Below are 20,871 nucleotides of genomic sequence, written 5' to 3' on the forward strand. Positions count from 1 at the left end.
ATTTGATGACGGACGATTTCAATGCAGGCGCTTTCCAACGCTTTTCCGTTCAGTGGCCGTACCCTGACGCTGGCCATCGCTCTGACCCTGGGTGGCGGGGTGCCGCTGACCCTGCCGCTGGCCCACGCAGCCGAAACCACCACGCGCCTGACCCTGAACCTGGCGCCCCAGGCGCTGGACCGGATGCTCACTCAACTGGCCGACCAGGCCAACGTACGTCTGGTGTTCAACTCCAGCGACCTGGCTGGCCGGTCCGGCCCGGCCCTGCAGGGTGCCTTTACCCTGGCCCAGGCCCTGGACCGGTTGCTGCAGGGCAGCGGCCATACCTGGCAGTTGCTGCACGGTCATACCCTGTTGCTGGAAAAACTGCCTGCTGCCGATGCGTCCGTGGTGCTGGGCGCCACCAACATCGACAGCCGCGCAACCGAATCGGCCTACGGCCCGGTCGACGGGATCGTGGCCAAGCGCAGCGCCACCGGCTCCAAGACCGACACGGCCCTGAGCGAGATCCCGCAGACGATCAACGTCATCACCCAGGACGAAGTGAAGATGCGCGGCGCCCAGTCGGTCACCGAGGCCCTGCGCTATACCGCCGGCATGACCGGTGGCGGCTTCGCCGACCGGGTGAAGGTGTTCGATGAACCCACCTCCCGCGGCTTCTCCCCCACCCCGCTGTACCTGGACGGCCTGCACCTACCCTACAGCGGCGGCAGCACGGGTGGCTCGCTGCAGATCGACCCCTACACCCTGGAGCGCATCGAAGTGCTCAAGGGCCCGGCGTCGGTGCTGTATGGCCAGAACCAGCCGGGCGGCATCGTCAACATGGTGAGCAAGCGCCCCACCGCCACGCCGCTGCATGAAGTGGTCATCGGTGGCGGCAGCTACGACCGCAAGTACGGGGCCTTCGACCTCGGTGGCCCGATCGACGATCAGGGTCAGTTCCTCTATCGCCTGACCGGCGTGGTCAACGACAGCAACTCGCAGATCGACTACGCCGACCAGAATCGCATGCTGCTGGCGCCCAGCCTGACCTGGCTGGCCAACGAGCGCACCACCGTCACGGTGTTCGGCCAGTACCAGAAAGACCGCGACACCCCGGAAGCCCAGGGCCTGCCGGCCAAGGGCACGGTGTACAGCACCGCCAACGGGCGCATCAGCCGCAGCCTGTTCATCGGCGAGCCGGGCCTGAACAAGTATGACCGCGAGCAGTTCGTGGTCGGCTACGAGATCGCCCACGAGCTCAACGACACCTGGACCCTCAAGCAGAACGCACGCTACGCCGACCTCGACGACCGCTACGTCGCGCCACTGCACGGCTATTCATTCGGCCCCAACCCGGTCACCGGCGCCAACGACTTCAGCTACCAGGCAGACCGCTTCGGGGTGGACTGGGCGCAGCACAACCGGGTCTACGGCATCGATAGCACCGCCCAGGCCAAGTTCAAGACCGGCGAGCTGGACCACACCCTGCTGCTGGGGGTGGACTACTACCACTTCAACTCCGAGTTCCTCGGCCGATACGACCGTCGCGGCCCGGGCATCGACCTGTACAAGCCGGTCTACGGCAGCAAGTTCACCTTCACCCAGCCTTACCGCTGGGACAACACCATTACCCAGACCGGCCTGTATGCCCAGGATCAACTGCTGTGGAACAAATGGTTCCTGACCGTGGGCGGCCGCTATGACTTTGCCGAAACCGACAACAAGACGCCGCTCAACGGCGGCCACACCAACCAGAAGGATGAAAAGTTCACCGCGCGTGCGGGGCTGGGCTACTCGTTCGACAACGGTGTGACGCCCTACGTGAGTTACGCCGAGTCGTTTTTGCCGCTGTCCGGTGTCGACGCCAACGGTTCGGGTTTCGACCCCACCAACGGCAAGCAGTATGAAGTGGGCATCAAGTACGAGCCCAGGTCGATCGACGGTTTCATCCAGCTGTCCGCCTACCAGATCGACCAGGACAACATGCTGACCAACGACCGCGACGACCCGAGCCTGAGCGTGCAGAGCGGCTCGGTGCGTTCGCGTGGTGTCGAGCTGGAAGGCAAGGTCAATGTCACCGACAACCTGAGCGTGCTGGCTGCGGTATCACGCAACCAGATCAAGTGGCGCAGCATCAACGACGGCCGCGAAGGCCGTACCCTGGCCATGCAGCCACCACTGACCGCTTCGGCGTGGGTCAACTACGACTTCGACGTTTCCACCGTACTGGCCGGGTTCGGTGTGGGCCTGGGCGCGCGCTATGTGCGCAGCAGCTACGGTTCGGACTACGTGGGCGACTCTTTCCAGATTCCGTCCTACACCGTGTATGACGCCATGGTGTCCTATGACCTGGAAAAATCGCCGCTGCACGTCAAGGGCGTGAAGCTCAAGGCCAACCTGCAGAACCTCACGGACGAGAAGTACGTGGCGGCCTGCAATGGCGGGCTGGACTGCTATTACGGCGAAGGCCGCACCCTGAGTGCAGACGTGACCTACAACTGGTAAGACGGCGCGAGGCTGTCTGGAAAAGGCGCCCTCAGCGGCGCCTTTTTCGTTGTTGGAGGGGATGCGTGGCAGGCGCGGCCAAACGCCAGGCACAAAAAAAGCGACCCTAAGGTCGCTTCGTTTGTGGCTTCAGGGAGTTCAGTGGGCCCTGAAGCTAATATATGGCGCAGCGGACGGGACTCGAACCCGCGACCCCCGGCGTGACAGGCCGGTATTCTAACCGACTGAACTACCGCTGCGCGATACACTGAGAAGTGGTGGGTGATGACGGGATCGAACCGCCGACCCTCTGCTTGTAAGGCAGATGCTCTCCCGGCTGAGCTAATCACCCTTCGTCTCGGTGTGGCGCGCATTCTACGGAGCACCTCACACTCTGGCAAGCACTTTTTTAAAATTATTTTTCAGGCCTTCCAATGACTTAGCGGGCTTGGCCTGAACACGCCGCTCGGAGAATAATGCCCTCCTTATGTACCGAGGAGAGATGCACCCCATGTGGTTCAAAAACCTGCTGCCCTACCGCCTTACCCAGGACATCCAGTTCGACGCCGAGGCGTTGGAAACCGCACTGGCCAGCAAGCCGGCGCGCCCCTGTGCCAGCCAGGAGTTGACCACCTACGGTTTCGTCGCGCCCTTCGGCAAAGGCGAAGATGCGCCCCTGGTGCATGTCAGTGGCGACTTCATGCTGATCGCGGCACGCAAGGAAGAACGCATCCTGCCCGGCAGCGTGGTGCGTGACGCGGTCAAGGAGAAGATCGACGAGATCGAAGCCGAGCAGATGCGCAAGGTCTACAAGAAGGAGCGCGACCAGATCAAGGACGAGATCATCCAGGCCTTCCTGCCCCGCGCCTTCATCCGTCGTTCGATGATCTTCGCCGCCATCGCGCCCAAGCAGGGCCTGATCCTGGTCAACTCGGCCAGCGCCAAGCGTGCCGAGGACCTGCTGTCGACCCTGCGTGAAGTGATGGGCTCGTTGCCGGTGCGCCCGGTGACCGTGAAGATCGCCCCAAGCGCGACCCTGACCGACTGGGTCAAGTCGCAGAAGGCTGCGCCCGACTTCTATGTGCTGGACGAGTGCGAGCTGCGCGACACCCACGAAGACGGCGGCATCGTACGCTGCAAGCGCCAGGACCTGACCAGCGACGAGATCCAGCTGCACCTGGGTACCGGCAAGGTGGTGACGCAGCTGTCGCTGGCCTGGCAGGACAAGCTGTCGTTCGTGCTGGACGACAAGATGGTGATCAAGCGCCTGAAGTTCGAAGAGCTGCTGCAGGACCAGGCCGAGGAAGACGGCGGCGAAGAGGCCCTTGGCCAGCTCGATGCCAGCTTCACCCTGATGATGCTGACCTTCGGCGACTTCCTGCCGGCGCTGTTCGAAGCGCTGGGTGGAGAGGAGATCCCGCAGGGGGTCTGATCGGCTTCTCTCTACATAGCTATATAGAGGCCTTGCGGGCCTCATCGCGGGTCAAGCCCGCTCCTACAGGGTCGCTGCAATCCTTGTGGGAGCGGGCTTGACCCGCGATGGGGCCGCCGATAATAAAAAAGGAGTCCCCCATGCGCGCCCTCGCCGCCCTCAGCCGCTTCGTCGGCAATACATTCGCCTGGTGGGTGCTGCTGTTTGCCCTCCTGGCCTTCTTCCAACCCGCCTGGTTCATCGGCCTGAAGGTCGCCATCGTGCCGCTGCTGGGCGTGGTGATGTTCGGCATGGGCCTGACCCTCAAGGTCGAAGACTTCGCCGCCGTGTTCCGCCAGCCCTGGCGCGTGGCCCTGGGCGTGGTCGCCCACTTCGTGATCATGCCGGGCGTGGCCTGGCTGCTGTGCCAGCTGTTCCACCTGCCCGCCGAAATCGCCGTGGGCGTGATCCTGGTCGGCTGCTGCCCAAGCGGTACTTCCTCCAATGTGATGGCGTGGCTGGCCAAGGGCGACCTGGCCCTGGCTGTGGCGATAGCCGCCGTCACCACCCTGCTCGCCCCGCTGCTGACCCCCGCGCTGATCTGGCTGCTGGCCTCGGCGTGGCTGCCGGTCTCGTTCATGGAGATGTTCTGGTCGATCCTGCAACTGGTGATGCTGCCGATCGTGCTCGGCGTGCTCGCCCAGCGCCTGCTCGGCCCGCGCGTACAGCTGGCGGTGCAGGTGCTGCCGCTGGTGTCGGTGGTGAGCATCGTGCTGATCGTGTGCGCGGTGGTGGCGGCCAGCCAGGCCAAGATCGCCGAATCGGGCCTGCTGATCATGGCGGTGGTGATCCTGCACAACACCTTCGGGTTCGCCCTGGGCTACGTCACCGGCAAGCTGTTCAAGCTGCCGCTGGCCCAGCGCAAATCCCTGGCGCTGGAAGTCGGCATGCAGAACTCCGGGCTGGGCGCGGCACTGGCCAGTGCGCACTTCTCGCCCCTGGCGGCGGTGCCCAGCGCGCTGTTCAGCGTGTGGCACAACATCTCCGGTGCGCTACTCTCGACCTGGTTCCGGCGCATGGAAGAACCCGTCGCCGAAACGGCAGCGGTCGACGCCACGCGTTGACCGCCACTTGCCCCCCGGCAAGGAAATGTGCACTATAGTGCGCACTGTGAGGACGACCTCACGACGCACCGCGTGACCGATCCGGGGACGGCCCCATCAACAGATGGAGTACTGCGCATGTCCTGGATCATCCTGTTTTTCGCAGGCCTGTTCGAAGTCGGCTGGGCCATCGGCCTCAAATACACCGACGGCTTCACCCGCCCCCTGCCCACTGTGCTCACGGTTGCCGCCATGGCGGTCAGCCTCGGCCTGCTCGGCCTTGCCATGAAGGAACTGCCGCTGGGCACCGCCTATGCGATCTGGACCGGTGTGGGCGCAGTGGGTACGGTGATCGCCGGGATCATCCTGTTTGGCGAATCCATGGCGTTGATGCGCCTGGCCAGCGTGGCACTGATCATCATCGGCCTGGTGGGGCTCAAGGTCAGCGCCAGCTGACCCTGGCCCCCGCGCCTAGCGCCAGGTGCCGCGTAGTTCGCTGACCCGCTCGCGCAACAGCGCCGGTTGCGCCGTTTCCACCGGTACGGCGCTACCGGCCACCAGGGTCACCCGCGACCACAGGCGCCGGAAAAACCCCTTGGCCGGGTCACGGCTGAAGAAACTCCCCCACAGGCCTTGCAGCGCCAACGGAATCACCGGCACCGGGGTGCGCTCCAGAATCAGGCTCAATCCGCCCTTGAATGCATCGATCTCGCCATCGGAGGTCAGCTTGCCTTCCGGGAAGATGCACACCAGCTCGCCGTCGGCCAGGTAGGCGGCAATTTTCTCGAACGCACGCTCGTAGGTCGGCAGGTCTTCGTTGCGCCCGGCAATCGGGATCGCCCCCGCAGTACGGAAGATGAAATTGAGCACCGGCAGGCGGTAGATCTTGTAGTACATGACAAAGCGGATCGGCCGGCGCACGGCCCCGGCAATCAGCAGCGCATCGACGAACGACACGTGGTTGCACACCAGCAGCGCCGCGCCTTCATCCGGGATCTTGTCCAGGTCGCGGTGTTCGACGCGGTACATGGAATGGCTGAGCAGCCAGATCATGAAGCGCATGCTGAACTCGGGCACGATGCGGAAGATGTAGGTGTTGACTGCGATGTTGAGCAGCGACACCACCAGAAACAGCTGCGGGATACTCAGCTTGGCCAGCCCCAGCAACAGCATGGTGACCACGGCCGAGACCACCATGAACAGTGCATTGAGGATGTTGTTGGCCGCGATCACCCGGGCACGCTCGTCTTCGGGGGTGCGCGACTGGATCAGCGCGTACAGCGGCACGATGTAGAAACCGCCGAAAACACCCAGGCCCATGATCGACAGCAGGATCCACCAGGCCTTGCTCATGCCCAGCAGGGCGAGCCAGTCATACGGCGCGCCGGCGGCCGGGATATCCCCCGAATGCCACCACCACAGCAGGCCGAACACCGTCAGGCCGAACGAGCCGAACGGTACCAGGCCGATCTCCACCTTGCGCCCGCTGAGGCGCTCGCACAGCAGCGACCCCACCGCGATGCCCACCGAGAACAGCGTGAGAATCAGCGTGACCACGGTTTCGTCGCCGTGCATCCACTCCTGGGCATAGGCCGGGATCTGCGTGAGGTAGATGGCACCGACAAACCAGAACCACGAGTTGCCCACGATCGAGCGCGATACCGCCGGGGTCTGTCTAAGGCCCATGCGCAGGGTCGCGACGGTCTGGCTGAAGATGTTCCATTGCAGCTTGAGTTGCGGCGACGAGGCCGCGGCACGGGGGATTGCGCGGCTGGCCAGGTAGCCCAGCACCGCCACCAGCACCACCGCGCTGGCCACGATGGGCGCGTAGTGGGTGCTGGACATCATCACCCCGGCGCCGATTGTGCCGGCCAGGATAGCCAGGAAGGTACCCATCTCCACCAGGCCGTTGCCGCCCACCAGCTCCTCTTCGCGCAGGGCCTGGGGCAGGATCGAGTACTTGACCGGGCCGAACAGCGCCGAATGGGTCCCCATCGCGAAAAGCGCCACCAGCATCATCCACAGGTGGTTATAGAGAAAGCCCGCGGCGCCCACGCCCATGATGACGATCTCGGCCAGCTTGATGGTGCGGATCAGCGCATCCTTGGCGAACTTTTCGCCGAACTGGCCGGCCAGGGCCGAGAACAGGAAGAACGGCAGGATGAACAACAGCGCGCAGAGGTTGACCAGCATCGTGCCGTCGCCGCCCAGGCTGAGCTTGTAGAGAATGGCCAGGATCAGCGATTGCTTGAACAGGTTGTCGTTGAACGCCCCCAGCGACTGGGTGACGAAAAACGGCAGAAAGCGCCGTTTTTGCAGCAGGGCAAACTGTGAGGGGTGACTCATCGTCCAGGGTCCTGAGTGGGGCTTTGTTATTGGAGGAAGCCAGCCCGCAAAAAGCCACAGATGCACGGGTAAATGCAAGCCACCGCATGAACCGCTTCGCCGACAAGGCCTTCTAGCGCCAGCAAAACCCTGCCGGAGCCGGCCTTGCCGGCGAAACTGCCACCATCGTCACTTGCCCGTGCACCCCGCAATGCACGGCGACACGAACAGCTCGCCACGCCAGGCCCCCGCCAGGGTACGGCTGGCCACCACCAGCCACAGCCCTGCCAGCGCCACCACCAGCACGTGGCCCATCACCGTGAAGAACCCCAACTGCAGCCACGCCGCCAGCTTCAACGTGGCCAGGGCATACACCCCCAGCGGAAAGGTGAAGCCCCACCAGCCCAGGTTGAACGGCATGCCATCGCGCAGATGGCGCAGCGTGATCAACACGGCAGTGAGCAACCACCACAGCCCCGCGCCCCACAGCACGATACCGGCCACCAGCCCCAGCCCGCGGGCAATCTCGCCCAGGCTGCCCAGGCCATTGGCAGCGAAGATCGCCGGTGCATCACTGCCCAGCAGCATCATGCCCAGGGCACCGGTGCCGATCGGCCCGAGTGCCAGCCAGCTCGAAGCGGCCATGCTCGCCTGGGGCAGCTTGTGCAGCGCCATGCGCAGGGTGAGGATGGTCAGGATGCTGAACGCCACCGGCAACGACACCGCCCACAGCACATAGCTGGTGATCAGTACCTGGAACTGGCGATGGACGTCCGTCAGGTGCGGGGCCAGCAGGCCGCCGCTGGCCGCCGCCACTTCGGCCGCCACCACCGGCAGCAGCCATACCGCGGTCATCTGGTCGATGCTGTGCTCCTGGCGGGTGAACATCAGGTAAGGGATCGCCACCCCGCACAGCAGCGCCAGGGCCACGTCCAACCACCACAACGCCTCGACCCACGGCAGCACCCCCGTGCCCCAGCGCTCGACTCCGAATACCAGCGCCCCATTGAGAATGGTCGCCAGGCCCATGGGTATGGTGCCGAAGAACATCGAGACCGTGGAATGCGCGAAAATCCGCCGCGCCTCATCGAAGAACATCACCCAGCGCGCGGTGTAGAGCACGCTGAACAGCACGAACAGGCCAATGGTCAGCAGCCACAGCGCCTCGGCCATACCCGACAACCCCGGCACCGCCTGCCGCAGCGCCAGCGCCAGCACGCCGGTGCCCATGGTCGCGGCGAACCAGTTGGGGGTGAACTGTCGGATCACCTCGCGCGGGTGAGCCAGGCGGCTCAGCGGGCGCAAGGGGTGGGCTATCTTGGTGCAGGTCATGGTGTCGGTCTCCTGTCCTCCGGTGAGGTGAAATCGATGTTACAACCCTATGGAATATCGATATAACGGGTAATTTCTCTAACTGTTATCTGTTTTACCTATATATAAGCCGTTCGCGAGCCTTTCAAGGCTGACGTATGCTGGCGGCTGACCTCACCGGACAAGGACGTGAACATGCTCGAAAGCCTGCGGGGCTATGGCGCCGAGGTTCGCCTGCTGCTGTGCACCACCTTCGTGCTGACCCTGGCGCGGGCCATCACCCTGCCGTACCTGGTGGTGTACCTGTCGGAGCACTTCGCCCTGGGCATCAGCGCCATCGGCCTGATGATCGGCGGTGCACTGATCGTCGGCTCGCTGCTGAGCCTGTACGGCGGCTACCTGATCGACACCCTGCGCAGCTACACGGTGATCGTGTTCTCCACCCTGGCCTTCGCCCTGGCGTTCTTCGTGGCCGTGGCCAGCCGGCAACTGGGGATGCTGTTTGCCTGCCTGGTGGTGATCAACCTCACCCTGGCAGTGGTGGACATCGCCGCCAAGGCCGGCTTCTGCGCGCTGTTGCCAGTGCAGGCACGCGGCGAGGTGTTCTCGATCAAGTACACCCTGAGCAACGTCGCTTATGCCGTCGGGCCTTTTGTGGGGGTGGCGCTGGTGCTGCTGGATGACCGGCTGCCGTTCGTGCTGTCGGCATTGCTGGGGCTGGGCATGTGCCTGAGCTATCAACGCCGGGGCGAGCGTGCGGCCCGCGCCGGGCTCGGCGGGGCGACGCTGGGCCTGCTGGCGGTCGGCAGGCACCTGCTCGGCGACCGGCGCCTGGTGTACTTCACCCTGGGCGGCGCGCTCAGCGCGGTGGTGTTCGGCCAGTTCACGGCCTACCTGTCGCAGTACCTGGTGACCACCACATCGGCCATCCAGGCCAACCAGACCGTCAGCTACCTGGTGGCGACCAACGCCATCACGGTGATCGCCCTGCAATACGCCATCGGCCGGCGCATCGGCAGTCGCCAGCTGATGCCCTGGCTGCTGGCCGGGATGCTGCTGTTCGTGATCGGGTTGCTGGGGTTCTCGCTGGCGCAGACATTGTGGGTGTGGTGCCTGGCGATGCTGGTGTTCACATTGGGCGAGATCATCGTGATCCCGGCCGAATACATGTTCATCGACAGCATTGCCCCGGAGCACCTGCGCGGGGTGTATTACGGCGCACAGAACCTGTCCAACCTGGGGGCGGCGCTGGGGCCGGTGCTGTGCGGGTTTGCGCTGGCACACCTGATGCCGACGGCGATGTTCTACCTGATGATGCTGTCGGTGGGGCTGGCGGGGCTGTTCTATTGCCTGGGGGCACGGCGCCAGGCCTGAAGGCCGGCGCCGACAAAGATCCACGCTGCTCTTGCCGCAAAACGCAGCACCACCGAGATCATATAGATCGCGCTCCGCGCATCGCCGGCAGGTTCAACACCCCCGCCACCGCGCACAACCCGACCAGCACCAGCGCATACACCTCGCTGGTGGCCACCAGCCCGAACTGGCGCACCATCAACCCGGCCGCCAGCGCAGGCACACAGAACGCCAGGTAGCTCAGCACGTAGAACGTGGCCATCAAGCCCGCCCGTTCATGGGCCTCGGCCAGTGGCAGGGTGCTGCGCAACGCACCCAGAAACCCCGCACCAAAGCCGCTGCCCGCCACCAGCGTGGCGGCGAAGAACAGCACCAGGCTGGCGTTGTGCAGCGCCAGCAGAATCAGCCCCACCCCGCCGGCCAGCAGCCCGGTGCCCAGCGCCAGCACCTGCTGTGCCGGGCGCAGGCGCAGCCGATAGATCGCCAGCGCACCACTGAGGGTCAGGGTCGCCACCAGCGCGCCACCGACCAGGCTTGAGCCCAGGCCGCTCACCTCCCGCACCAGCGACGGCCCCAGTGAGAGGAAGAACCCGCCAAGCGCCCACACCGCAATGTTAACCGGCAGCATGCGCCACACCGCGCCACGCGCCTGAGGCGGCACCAGCAGGCTCGGACGCAGGGCGCGCAGCGCGCCCGGCTGGCGGCTGACGCTCTCCGGCAAACGCCACACCAGCAGCGCCAGCACCACGAACAGCGCCAGCAGCACCCCATACACAAGGCGCAACGGCCACGGCGCGAACTCCACCAGCACGCTGGTGCCCAGCGCCCCGCAGGCCATGCCCAGCAGCGGCGCCAGGCTGTTGACCAACGGCCCCTGTTCGCGGTCGGTATCGAGCAGCGCGGCGCCCAGCACACTGGTGGCCATGCCGGTGGCAAAGCCTTGCAGCAACCGCGCCGCAAGCAGCCAGGGCACCGACTCGGCCTGGATGAACAGCAGCATCGCCACGCTCTCGAGCAGCAACGCCACGAAGATCACCGGCCGGCGCCCCAGGTAATCGGACAGCGACCCCACCGTCAGCAACGCCGCCAGCAGGCTCAAGGCATACACCGCAAACACCAGGGTCAGGGTTGCCGGCGAAAACTGCCACGCATGCTGATACAGCTGGTACAACGGCGTCGGCGCACTCGAAGCCGCCAGAAACCCGAGCAGCGCGACGGCCAGGTACACCAGCCGCAAACGCGCCGACGCCGGACGGCTGAACAATCCGATCATGTGCTTTCTCCACTAAAGCTAACCGTTAGCTTTTGCGCAGTCTGCGCGCCCTGAATCCTTAACGCAAACCCTTTGTGTTAAGGTCGCGCCATGGCGATCAAAGAAGGTATTCGCACGGGCGGTCGCAGCGCCCGTGTCCAGCAATCGGTGCACAGCGCCGTGCGGGCCCTGCTCCAGGAGCAGGACCGCGCGAGCCTGACCGTGCCCATGGTGGCCGCACGTGCCGGCGTCACCCCCTCGACCATCTACCGGCGCTGGGGTGAACTGGCGGCGCTGCTGGCCGACGTGGCGGTGGAGCGCCTGCACCCCGACAGCGAACCCCTCGACACCGGCACCTTGCGCGGCGACCTGCTGGCCTGGGCCGAGCAGTACCTGGACGAGATGAGCTCCGAACCCGGTCGACACATGATGCGCGACGTGCTCAGCAGCGCCTGCCCCGGCTACTGCACCACCCTGCTGCGCGGCCAGTTGCAGACCTTGCTGGACCGCGCGCAGCAGCGTGGCGAAGCCGGCCCCGGGGTGGAACGGCTGCTCGACCTGCTGGTGGCTCCCACGGTGTTTCGCATTCTGTTCGCCGAAGCGCCCCCGAGCCTGCAGCAGCTGCATGAACTGGTCGAACTGGCCCTGCGCGACTGAGCACTGCGACGCTCTGCCACTGCGACCTTCGTCGGCGCTGACGAAGTGAGAACGGCGTGCCAGACTGATTGATCGTGGTTGGCCGTTACCGTTTTTTCGTTCGGAGTTTTCATGTCGCTGTCCAGCGGGCTGATCGCCCTGGTCGCCCTGGCCTATATGGCCATCATGTTCGCCATCGCCTTCTACGGCGACCGGCGCAGCACCCCGCTGCCGCCACGCCTGCGCGCGTGGGTGTACAGCCTGTCGCTGGCGGTGTACTGCACCAGCTGGACCTTCTTCGGCGCGGTCGGCCAGGCCGCCGAACAACTCTGGGCCTTTCTGCCCATCTACCTGGGGCCGGTACTGCTGATGCTGTTTGCACCCTGGGTGCTGCAGAAGATGGTGCTGATCAGCAAGCAGGAGAACATCACCTCCATCGCCGACTTCATTGCCGCGCGCTACGGCAAGTCCCAGACCCTGGCGGTGGTGGTGGCGCTGATCTGCCTGGTGGGCGTGCTGCCGTACATCGCCTTGCAGCTCAAGGGCATCGTGCTGGGGGTCAACCTGCTGATCGGTGCCGGGGCCGATGCCACCGGCAGCCGCGTGCAGGACACCGCGCTGGTGGTTTCGCTGGTGCTGGCGCTGTTCAGCATCGTGTTCGGTACCCGCAGCCTGGATGTGACCGAGCACCACCGCGGCATGGTGCTGGCCATCGCCTTCGAATCGCTGGTCAAGCTGCTGGCGTTTCTCGCCGTGGGCGCGTTCATCACCTTCAGTCTTTATGACGGCTTCGACGACCTGTTCAGCCAGGCCCGCCTGGCGCCCGCCCTTGACGGCTACTGGCAGGAAACCATCAACTGGCCGTCGATGATCGTGCAGACCGGCGTGGCGATGATGGCGATCATCTGCCTGCCGCGCCAGTTCCATGTCACCGTGGTGGAGAACATCGAACCGCAGGACATGCGTCTGGCACGCTGGGTGTTTCCGGCCTACCTTATCCTCGCCGCGCTGTTCGTGGTGCCGATTGCCCTGGCCGGGCAGATGCTGCTGCCCAACTCGGTGCTGCCGGACTCGTTCGTGATCAGCCTGCCGCTGGCCGAAGCACACCCGGCGCTGGCCTTGCTGGCCTTTATCGGCGGCGCCTCGGCCGCCACCGGCATGGTCATCGTCGAGGCCGTGGCGCTGTCGACCATGGTCTCCAACGACATGCTGCTGCCCTGGCTACTGCGGCGCAACAACGCCGAGCGCCCGTTCGAGGTGTTCCGCCACTGGATGCTCACGGTACGCCGGGTGACCATCGTGGTGATCCTGCTGCTGGCCTACGTCAGCTACCGCCTGCTGGGCTCCACCGCCAGCCTGGCCACCATCGGCCAGGTCGCCTTTGCCGCCGTCACCCAACTGGCCCCGGCCATGCTCGGTGCGCTGTACTGGAAGCAGGCCAACCGCCGCGGCGTGTTCGCCGGCCTGGCCACCGGCACCTTCCTGTGGTTCTACACCCTGGTACTGCCGATTGCCGCCCACAGCGTGGGCTGGTCGCTGGAGCTGTTCCCGGGCCTGGCCTGGCTGCACGGCAACCCGCTCAACCTGCCGATCACCCCGCTGACCCAGGGCGTGGTGCTGTCGCTGGCAGGCAACTTCACGGTGTTCGCCTGGGTTTCGATCCTGTCGCGCACGCGGGTATCGGAGCACTGGCAGGCCGGGCGCTTCATTGGCCAGGAAACCAGCGCGCGCCCCAGCAGCCGTTCGCTGCTGGCGGTACAGATCGACGACCTGCTGCACCTGGCCGCGCGCTTTGTCGGCGAAGAGCGTGCGCGCCAGAGCTTCATCCGCTTCGCCTATCGCCAGGGCAAGGGCTTCAACCCCAACCAGAACGCCGACGGCGAATGGATCGAGCACACCGAGCGCCTGCTGTCCGGCGTGCTCGGCACCTCCTCGACCCGCGCCGTGGTCAAGGCGGCCATCGAAGGCCGCGACATGCAGCTGGAGGACGTGGTACGCATCGCCGATGAAGCCTCCGAGGTGCTGCAGTTCAACCGCGCCCTGCTGCAAGGGGCCATCGAGAACATCAGCCAGGGCATCAGCGTGGTCGACCAGTCGCTGCGCCTGGTGGCCTGGAACCGTCGCTACCTGGAACTGTTCAACTACCCCGACGGGCTGATCAGTGTCGGCCGGCCGATTGCCGACATCATCCGCTACAACGCCGAACGCGGCCTGTGCGGCCCGGGCGAGGCCCAGGTGCATGTGGCGCGGCGCCTGCACTGGATGCGTCAGGGGCGCGCGCACACCTCCGAGCGGCTGTTCCCCAATGGCCGGGTGATCGAGCTGATCGGCAACCCCATGCCCGGCGGCGGGTTCGTGATGAGCTTTACCGACATCACCCCCTTCCGCGAGGCCGAGCAGGCCCTCAAGGACGCCAACGAAGGCCTGGAGCAGCGCGTGGCCGAGCGAACCCACGAGCTGTCGCAACTGAACCTGGCGCTGACCGAGGCCAAGAGCCATGCCGAAGCCGCCAACAAGTCCAAGACCCGCTTCCTGGCGGCCGTGAGCCACGACCTGATGCAGCCGCTGAACGCCGCACGGCTGTTCTCCGCCGCGTTGTCGCACCAGGAAGAGGGCCTGTCGGGCGACGCCCAGCAACTGGTGCAGCACATGGACAGCGCCCTGCGTTCGGCCGAAGAGCTGATCAGCGACCTGCTGGACATCTCGCGCCTGGAGAACGGCAAGATCAACCCGGACGCCAAGCCGTTCGCCCTCAGCGAACTGTTCGACGCCCTGGGTGCCGAGTTCAAGGTGCTGGCCCAGCAGCAGGGCCTGGATTTTCGCGTGCGTGGCAGCAAGCTGCGGGTGCATAGCGACGTCAAGCTGCTGCGGCGTATCCTGCAGAACTTCCTCACCAACGCCTTCCGCTATGGCAAGAGCCCGATCCTGCTGGGCGTGCGCCGCGCCGGGGACCGCCTGTGGCTGGAAGTGTGGGACCGCGGCCCGGGCATTGCCGACGACAAGCTGCAGGTGATCTTCGAGGAATTCAAGCGCCTGGACAGCCACCAGACCCGCGCCGAAAAAGGCCTGGGCCTGGGCCTGGCGATCGCCGACGGCCTGTGCAAGGTGCTCGGCCACCCGCTGGAGGTGCGCTCATCGCCCGGCAAGGGCAGCGTGTTCCGCGTCAGCGTACCGCTGGCCAGCGCCGCGAGCCCGGCCCAGGCCAAGCCAGCCGAACAGGCCGGCCAGCCGCTGGCGGGGTTGCAGGTGCTGTGCGTGGACAACGAAGACAGCATCCTGATCGGCATGAACAGCCTGCTCAGCCGCTGGGGCTGCCTGGTGTCGACGGCGCGCAACCGCGAGGAATGCGCCGCCCTGCTCGACAAGGGCCTGCGCCCGCATCTGGCGCTGGTGGACTACCACCTGGACAACGGCGAAATCGGTACCGAACTGATGGCCTGGCTACGCACGCGCCTGGGCGAGCCGGTGCCGGGGGTGGTGATCAGTGCCGACGGCCACGGCGAGACCGTGGCGCGGGTACATGCCGCCGGCCTCGACTACCTGAGCAAGCCGGTCAAGCCGGCGGCCCTGCGCGCCCTGCTCAATCGTCATCTGAGCCTGGTGCAGTAAGGCCTTCGGCAAGGTTGTCGGTGCCGCCCATGGCGCGTTCCAGCAGGTCGGCCGGCAGGCTCTTGCTGGCCCGCGCGCCGAGCAGCTTGAGCTGCTCGCTGCGACTGATCAGGTTGCCGCGCCCCTCGCAGAGCTTGTTGCGCGCCGCGGCATAGGCCTTGTCGACCTGTTGCAGGCGGTTGCCCAGCTCGTCCAGGTCCTGGATGAACAACACGAACTTGTCGTACAGCCAGCCGGCGCGCTCGGCGATCTCGCGGGCGTTCTGGCTCTGGCGCTCCTGTTTCCACAGGCTGTCGATGACCCGCAGGGTGGCGAGCAACGTGGTCGGGCTGACGATCACGATCTGGCGGTCGAAGGCCTCCTGGAACAGGTTGGGCTCGGCCTGCAGCGCCGCCGAAAACGCCGCCTCGATGGGCACGAACAACAGCACGAAATCCAGGCTGTGCAGGCCCTCGAGGCGGTTGTAGTCCTTGCCCGAGAGGCCTTTGACATGGTTGCGCAGCGACAGCACATGCTGCTTGAGCGCAGCCTGGGCCACGTCGGTTTCACTGGCGTTTACATATTGCTGGTAGGCCGTGAGGCTGACCTTGGAGTCGACCACCACCTGCTTGTCGCCGGGCAGCATGATCAGCACGTCGGGCTGGAAACGCTCACCATCGGCGCTCTTGAGGCTGACCTGGGTCTGGTATTCGCGGCCCTTTTCGAGCCCCGCATGTTCCAGCACCCGCTCCAGAATCAACTCGCCCCAGTTGCCCTGGGTCTTCTGGCCCTTGAGTGCCTGGGTCAGGTTGGTGGCCTCGTCGCTCAAGCGCTGGTTCAACTGTTGCAGGCGCTCGAGTTCCTTGCCCAGCGAAAAGCGCTCGCGGGCTTCCTGCTGGTAGCTTTCCTCGACGCGCTTCTCGAACGACTGGATACGCTCCTTGAGCGGGTCGAGCAGTTGCCCCAGGTGCTGCTGGCTGGTCTGGGCGAAACGCTGCTCGCGCTCGTCGAAAATCTTCGTCGCCATTTCGGCAAACTGTGCACGCAGCTCGTCGCGCGAGCCCTGCAGATCGTTCAGGCGCTGCTGGTGGCTGTCCTGCTGCTCGCGCAGTTCGGCGGCAAGGCCGGCGCAGCGCGCTTCGAGGCGGCGCAGCTCGGCTTCACGGGCGTTGCGTTCAAGGTTCCAGGCATGGGCGGCATCGCGTGCGTTGTCGCGCTCGATCTGCAGCAACTCCAGCTCGCGGCCCTGAGCGGCCAGGCTGGCCTGCTTGGCGGCATTGGCCTGGCCCAGGTCGCTGATTTCGTCACGGCTGGCGTCGAGTTGCGCGCTCAGGCCCTCCTGGGCCAACAGCGCACTGCTCAGGCGCTCCTCGGCCAGTGCGGCGGCGGCCTGCCTGTCAGCCAACTGACGTTGCAGACGCACCAGCACCACCACAGCGGGCAAAGCCGCCACCACCATTCCCAGCACGATGCTGGTCAGATCCATTGCAGCCATAGACAGCATGCTCACCCCCAGGGAAATCCCCCAGAGCTTAACAGCCCCGGGCGGTCGATCAGTGGCTCGTGAGTTGCCCGAGCAGCCGCACGGCTTCTTTGGAGCCCTGCGCGGCGGCTTGTTCCAGCCAGTAACGTGCCTGCTCCGGCTCGTTGACCTGGGGCTGGGCGCACAGACGGCCATATTCGAGCTGTGCCCTGCGGTCACCGGCCCGGGCAGCCTGGCGCAGCAGCTCGTGGCCGATGCGCCGGTCACGGGCGTTGCCGCAATCGCGGCACAGCATCTGCCCCAGCCGGCTCTGCGCCACCACCACACCCTGGCGTGCCGGTTGCTTGAGCAGGCGCCCGGCGAAGTGCTTGACGTTGGGGTTGTCGCCCAGGCGCGGGCTGTCGAGCAGCCACAGGGCCACCTTCAACGAAAAACGTCGGGGCTCGGCAACGGGGGGTTGGGCAGTGGGGCTTGGGGTTTTGCTGCGAAACTTCATAAAAAACGGCGAAGGCAACTCGAGAGGCGCGCCACTCTACCGGATTTTCTCGTGCATGGCCCGAGGGAATTCGAGGCTTTTTTCCTTCAGGCGATGTTTTTTTTTGACACGTCAGTAGACATTTCGCGCGAGCCGAAATGCGCCGCGAAAATTGTCAGACACTTCCTGCATTGCTGGCACCCGCGTCCTAGAGCAGACCCGCATGACAATCCACAGAAGCTGTGGATAACTCGGTGGACAACCCCCTCCTACACCCCGCAAACCCCGGTAGAATGGGGCCCGCGCTCAAACTGACGATTTTTTCACCAGCTAAAAAAAGTGTTTTTTTTCATTGACTTGTACTTTCGAACTGGTCATCGCCAGGGCCCTGCCGCGGTGTAGCGCCACATTGACAAGAGGTGTTACAGGTGTGGACAGGTGCCCCAAAGCGAGGCACGGGATTGCACGAAAATGCTCCGCACGCGCGGTGGTGCCTCCTGGGGCCCTCTTCACAGAACAGCCTGAAATCGAGATAATGGCCGGCTTGGCGCACGAAAAGCACAAAGGGTTGCCACAACCTGGAAACTGCTGTAGTGTTGCCAGCGTTAGTACCAAGCTGAAACTCAATTCTGGCCAAAGCAGTCCTTGCAGCGTCCTGATCCGACAACGGAACAGCACCTGTTGAAACCAGGACCGGCCCACTTGATGACTCCCAGGTAACCATTACCTACTCTTGGCGAGTCACCCTGCAGATTGAACAGGATCTTCACACAGCGGCGCAGAACCTTAGCCCTGACGTGTTGCCTGTCTTCCTAGTACCTACCAGTCAGCCCTGGCGCCACCTAATCAATGCGCTTACCTCTGGCTGCCCTGTTCCAGTCAGGTTCTTCGCTCTAGCCCTAAAGCTTTGCGTTACTGGAACGTTTTATATGAACGCGGCTCTTATGCTGTGTCTTTTGCAGGAACATCTAATAACTATGAATACATCCATCCATACTCAGGCTGCCATTCGCACCCTTAGCCAGGCATTTGCCCCGTTGAACTGCATGATCCATGCGGCGCGCAAGGGCAGCTTCAGCTTTACCCTGGTCAATGAACACGGCATTGCTCGTCACAGCGAGCGTCTGTATCCGGAGCAGTACGAGAGTGCTGAGCCGCTGCAAGCGGTGATTGACCGGACTCGCCAGGCACTGGTTGCCTGATGGTCGTCTGAGACGCAAGAAGCCCTGCCGGTTGGCGGGGCTTTTTTATGCCTGAAATTCAGTGACCGCCGCGCTCGACCTGCCCTCTGCAAGGCCCGGATTCATTGGCCAAACCCCAACCACCGAAAGCGCTTTAACCCCCACGGCCTAATACCCAAGCGTCATATGGGTTATGCCAAGCCACCACAATCGATTTAAAAACAGTCCTTTACAGCATAGATATGACACTACACTTCAACTCAAGCGGCCTTGCCCGCTTCCGGCGGGCCTGACCCCGACCCACCTGCTGCCAAGCACCAGCGTCCCGCCGGCCATTTACGAAGTTCGAGGGCATTATGGCTATCGCCGCGAGCGAGTTGAGTGAATTCGTCATCCGCCCCACCCTGTTGTACCTGGGCCGCTACTGCCCCAGCGCCGAAGCCCTGCTGCTGGGCATTGCAGCCAGCCAGTCGGGCATGGGTTCGGCCCTGCACGACCGCCGTGGCCACGGCCTGTACCGCATCGGCGAACTGCGCCACCAATCGATCTGGGACCAGTTCCTGGCCCACGACCCCGAACTGGCCAGCCTGGTCCGCGGCCTCGCCAGCCAGCACGCGTTCCTCAGCGGCCCGCACCTGGAACTGACCGTCAACCTGCGCTACGCCACCGCCATCGCCTGGATGCTGGTCGAAGAAAAGGCGCTGCCGCTACCAGAATCCGACGACCTGCTAGGTCTCGCAAGAATCTGGCGTCAAACATTCCAGCCCCACGCCCGTTTACGCGACTTCACCCAGGCCTGGCAGGCATGCGTCGGCAAACCGGCACTCCAGGCCTGCTGAGAACCATTTTCAAACAACCGGATAAAATCAGCGAATCTGGTCGGATTGTCCTACAAAAACGCGGTATCTCCTGATTTAGAGCCTATAGCGCACGTCCAAAATTATTGATACTTTGCGCTCCGGTGATCCCATGGAGTTCTAATAATGAAAAAAGTAATACTCAAATCCTCACTCGGCCTCGCTGTCGCTTTCGCATCAACTCAACTCTTCGCCAGCGGTTTTGCCCTCAACGAGCAAAGCATCAGCGGCATGGGCACAGGTTTCGCGGGTCGTTCTTCTTCTGCCGATGACGCCAGCACCGTGTTTGGCAACCCTGCCGGCATGTCCCGCCTCAAACGCGAACAAGTGACCGTCGGCGGCGCGGCCATCATTGCCAAGTCCGACATCAAGGGCAGCGGCACCTTCGGCGGCAGCAACGACGGCGACATGGTCCCCGTGGTTGGCGTACCGATGGGCTACTACGTCAAGCCGATCGATGACCACTGGGCATTCGGCTTCGGGGTCTACGTGCCTTTCGGCCTGATCACCGACTACGAGCACGGCTTTGCCGGCCGCTACTTCGGCAGCAAGAGCGAAGTTCAGGTCGTGACCCTGCAACCGACCATCAGCTACGCCTTCAACGACAAGGTCTCGATCGGTTTCGGCCCGACCATCAACCGTATCGACGGCACCCTGGAGTCCGCCGCGCTGAACCGCGCCACCCCAGGCAGCAACGACGGCAAGGTCAAGATCACCGGTGACGACACCGCCGTCGGCTACAACATCGGCGTGATGGTGCAGGCCACCGACAGAACCCGCGTCGGCCTGACCTACCACTCGATGGTCGACTACAAGCTCAAGGGCGACACCAAGATCAGCGGCCCAGGCTTCGGCCCGTTCAGCGGCAGCAAGTTCGACGCCTCGCTGAAGATCAAGACCCCCGAGTCGGTCGACTTCTCGGTCACCCACGAACTGGATGACAACTGGACCCTGTACGCGGGCAGCACCTGGACCCGCTGGAGCCGCCTCGAGTCCATCGTGGTCAACAACGAGGGCACCGGGCCACTGGCACCGGCACTGGGCCAGATCGCCGAAGAACAGAACTGGCACGACACCTGGGCCCACGCCATCGGCGCTGCCTACAAGCTGAACAAGGAATGGACCCTGCGCGCCGGCTTCTCCGTCGACCAGTCGCCAGCCAACAACCAGAACCGTTCGCCACGCATCCCAACCGGCGACCGCAAGGTGTTCAGCCTGGGCGCCGGCTGGAACCCGAGCGACGACATGACCATCGACGTGGCCTACTCGTACCTGATGGAAGAAGACGTCAAGATTCACCAGAGCACCGCCATCACCGACCCTTCGTTCAAGGGCTCGTACAACGCCAAGTACGAAAACAGTGCACACGGCCTGGGTGCTTCGTTGACCTACCGCTTCTGATCGCTGTTGCATGAAAAAACCGCCTTCCA

Annotated in this window: 15 protein-coding genes and 2 tRNA genes; 10 read left to right on the top strand and 7 right to left on the bottom strand. The window is 64.4% G+C overall.

The genetic code is table 11. The features are described from left to right. Positions 1 to 21 precede the first annotated feature (21 nt). The gene (locus tag N0B28_RS19555) at positions 22 to 2,487 is read left to right on the top strand and encodes a TonB-dependent siderophore receptor (RefSeq protein WP_275728198.1); all 2,466 of its coding nucleotides are present in this window, start codon (positions 22 to 24) and stop codon (positions 2,485 to 2,487) included. Positions 2,488 to 2,649: 162 nt separating this feature from the next. On the opposite strand, the gene N0B28_RS19560 is transcribed toward N0B28_RS19555, so the two are convergent. After that, positions 2,650 to 2,726: transfer RNA gene (locus N0B28_RS19560), tRNA-Asp, on the bottom strand. A 16-nt stretch (positions 2,727 to 2,742) separates the two neighbouring features. After that, positions 2,743 to 2,818: transfer RNA gene (locus tag N0B28_RS19565), tRNA-Val, on the bottom strand. Positions 2,819 to 2,977: 159 nt separating this feature from the next. On the opposite strand from N0B28_RS19565, the gene rdgC reads away from it, so the two are divergent. The 3 genes from rdgC (at position 2,978) to sugE (ending at position 5,436) form a co-directional block, all read left to right on the top strand. After that, positions 2,978 to 3,898, top strand: a complete 921-nt coding sequence (gene rdgC / locus N0B28_RS19570) for a recombination-associated protein RdgC (RefSeq protein WP_043860018.1) — start codon at positions 2,978 to 2,980, stop codon at positions 3,896 to 3,898. Between the two features lie 140 nt (positions 3,899 to 4,038). Beyond that, positions 4,039 to 5,001 (top strand): bile acid:sodium symporter family protein, encoded by a 963-nt coding sequence (locus N0B28_RS19575; protein WP_104572062.1) that lies wholly within the window; start codon positions 4,039 to 4,041, stop codon positions 4,999 to 5,001. A gap of 117 nt (positions 5,002 to 5,118) precedes the next feature. Further along, entirely contained in the window at positions 5,119 to 5,436 is a 318-nt protein-coding gene (sugE, locus tag N0B28_RS19580; protein ID WP_043860016.1) for a quaternary ammonium compound efflux SMR transporter SugE, read from the top strand. A 15-nt stretch (positions 5,437 to 5,451) separates the two neighbouring features. Here the strand turns inward: sugE and N0B28_RS19585 are convergent, their stop codons facing one another. After that, complete coding sequence (locus N0B28_RS19585; RefSeq protein WP_123752769.1) at positions 5,452 to 7,326, bottom strand: MFS transporter; 1,875 nt, start codon at positions 7,324 to 7,326, stop codon at positions 5,452 to 5,454. Between the two features lie 168 nt (positions 7,327 to 7,494). Then, positions 7,495 to 8,637: a TDT family transporter gene (locus N0B28_RS19590; RefSeq protein ID WP_058541019.1), complete on the bottom strand. Its 1,143-nt coding sequence runs from the start codon at positions 8,635 to 8,637 to the stop codon at positions 7,495 to 7,497. A 174-nt stretch (positions 8,638 to 8,811) separates the two neighbouring features. Here N0B28_RS19590 and N0B28_RS19595 point away from each other — a divergent pair, with 174 nt between their 5' ends. Then, the gene (locus tag N0B28_RS19595; protein WP_123752770.1) at positions 8,812 to 9,990 is read left to right on the top strand and encodes an MFS transporter; all 1,179 of its coding nucleotides are present in this window, start codon (positions 8,812 to 8,814) and stop codon (positions 9,988 to 9,990) included. A gap of 58 nt (positions 9,991 to 10,048) precedes the next feature. On the opposite strand, the gene N0B28_RS19600 is transcribed toward N0B28_RS19595, so the two are convergent. Further along, positions 10,049 to 11,242, bottom strand: coding sequence for an MFS transporter (locus tag N0B28_RS19600; protein ID WP_078479788.1), 1,194 nt, complete (start codon positions 11,240 to 11,242; stop codon positions 10,049 to 10,051). Between the two features lie 90 nt (positions 11,243 to 11,332). Between N0B28_RS19600 and N0B28_RS19605 the strand changes: the two genes are divergently transcribed. Both N0B28_RS19605 and N0B28_RS19610 read left to right on the top strand, forming a co-directional pair. Then, the gene (locus N0B28_RS19605; RefSeq protein ID WP_043860011.1) at positions 11,333 to 11,878 is read left to right on the top strand and encodes a TetR/AcrR family transcriptional regulator; all 546 of its coding nucleotides are present in this window, start codon (positions 11,333 to 11,335) and stop codon (positions 11,876 to 11,878) included. 111 nt (positions 11,879 to 11,989) lie between these two features. After that, a complete protein-coding gene (locus tag N0B28_RS19610) occupies positions 11,990 to 15,466 on the top strand; it encodes a hybrid sensor histidine kinase/response regulator (RefSeq protein WP_043860010.1) in 3,477 nt (1,158 codons plus the stop codon). On the opposite strand, the gene rmuC is transcribed toward N0B28_RS19610, so the two are convergent. Continuing rightward, positions 15,438 to 16,823 (bottom strand): DNA recombination protein RmuC, encoded by a 1,386-nt coding sequence (rmuC, locus tag N0B28_RS19615; protein WP_162484864.1) that lies wholly within the window; start codon positions 16,821 to 16,823, stop codon positions 15,438 to 15,440. The genes N0B28_RS19610 and rmuC overlap by 29 nt on opposite strands. Before the next feature lie 175 nt (positions 16,824 to 16,998). After that, entirely contained in the window at positions 16,999 to 17,424 is a 426-nt protein-coding gene (locus tag N0B28_RS19620) for an SEL1-like repeat protein (RefSeq protein ID WP_100635013.1), read from the bottom strand. Positions 17,425 to 18,380: 956 nt separating this feature from the next. Between N0B28_RS19620 and N0B28_RS19625 the strand changes: the two genes are divergently transcribed. From N0B28_RS19625 to N0B28_RS19635, 3 genes are all read left to right on the top strand, one after another. After that, entirely contained in the window at positions 18,381 to 18,605 is a 225-nt protein-coding gene (locus N0B28_RS19625; protein ID WP_043862639.1) for a hypothetical protein, read from the top strand. Positions 18,606 to 18,940: 335 nt separating this feature from the next. After that, positions 18,941 to 19,423, top strand: a complete 483-nt coding sequence (locus N0B28_RS19630) for a hypothetical protein (protein ID WP_054914682.1) — start codon at positions 18,941 to 18,943, stop codon at positions 19,421 to 19,423. A gap of 144 nt (positions 19,424 to 19,567) precedes the next feature. Then, positions 19,568 to 20,842 (top strand): outer membrane protein transport protein, encoded by a 1,275-nt coding sequence (locus tag N0B28_RS19635; protein ID WP_043862525.1) that lies wholly within the window; start codon positions 19,568 to 19,570, stop codon positions 20,840 to 20,842. Positions 20,843 to 20,871: the final 29 nt, after the last annotated feature.

Origin of the sequence: Pseudomonas sp. SD17-1 (assembly GCF_029201585.1) — a bacterium.
Taxonomy (GTDB): domain Bacteria; phylum Pseudomonadota; class Gammaproteobacteria; order Pseudomonadales; family Pseudomonadaceae; genus Aquipseudomonas; species Aquipseudomonas palmensis.

Bases quoted from the DNA above. Each gene is read 5' to 3' on its own strand.
- N0B28_RS19605 (WP_043860011.1), top strand. From the start codon at position 11,333: ATGGCGATCAAAGAAGGTATTCGCACGGGCGGTCGCAGCGCCCGTGTC.
- rdgC (WP_043860018.1), top strand. From the start codon at position 2,978: ATGTGGTTCAAAAACCTGCTGCCCTACCGCCTTACCCAGGACATCCAG.
- N0B28_RS19610 (WP_043860010.1), top strand. From the start codon at position 11,990: ATGTCGCTGTCCAGCGGGCTGATCGCCCTGGTCGCCCTGGCCTATATG.
- N0B28_RS19635 (WP_043862525.1), top strand. From the start codon at position 19,568: ATGAAAAAAGTAATACTCAAATCCTCACTCGGCCTCGCTGTCGCTTTC.
- N0B28_RS19555 (WP_275728198.1), top strand. From the start codon at position 22: ATGCAGGCGCTTTCCAACGCTTTTCCGTTCAGTGGCCGTACCCTGACG.
- N0B28_RS19625 (WP_043862639.1), top strand. From the start codon at position 18,381: ATGAATACATCCATCCATACTCAGGCTGCCATTCGCACCCTTAGCCAG.
- N0B28_RS19585 (WP_123752769.1), bottom strand. From the start codon at position 7,326: ATGAGTCACCCCTCACAGTTTGCCCTGCTGCAAAAACGGCGCTTTCTG.
- sugE (WP_043860016.1), top strand. From the start codon at position 5,119: ATGTCCTGGATCATCCTGTTTTTCGCAGGCCTGTTCGAAGTCGGCTGG.
- N0B28_RS19575 (WP_104572062.1), top strand. From the start codon at position 4,039: ATGCGCGCCCTCGCCGCCCTCAGCCGCTTCGTCGGCAATACATTCGCC.
- N0B28_RS19600 (WP_078479788.1), bottom strand. From the start codon at position 11,242: ATGATCGGATTGTTCAGCCGTCCGGCGTCGGCGCGTTTGCGGCTGGTG.
- N0B28_RS19630 (WP_054914682.1), top strand. From the start codon at position 18,941: ATGGCTATCGCCGCGAGCGAGTTGAGTGAATTCGTCATCCGCCCCACC.
- N0B28_RS19590 (WP_058541019.1), bottom strand. From the start codon at position 8,637: ATGACCTGCACCAAGATAGCCCACCCCTTGCGCCCGCTGAGCCGCCTG.
- N0B28_RS19620 (WP_100635013.1), bottom strand. From the start codon at position 17,424: ATGAAGTTTCGCAGCAAAACCCCAAGCCCCACTGCCCAACCCCCCGTT.
- N0B28_RS19595 (WP_123752770.1), top strand. From the start codon at position 8,812: ATGCTCGAAAGCCTGCGGGGCTATGGCGCCGAGGTTCGCCTGCTGCTG.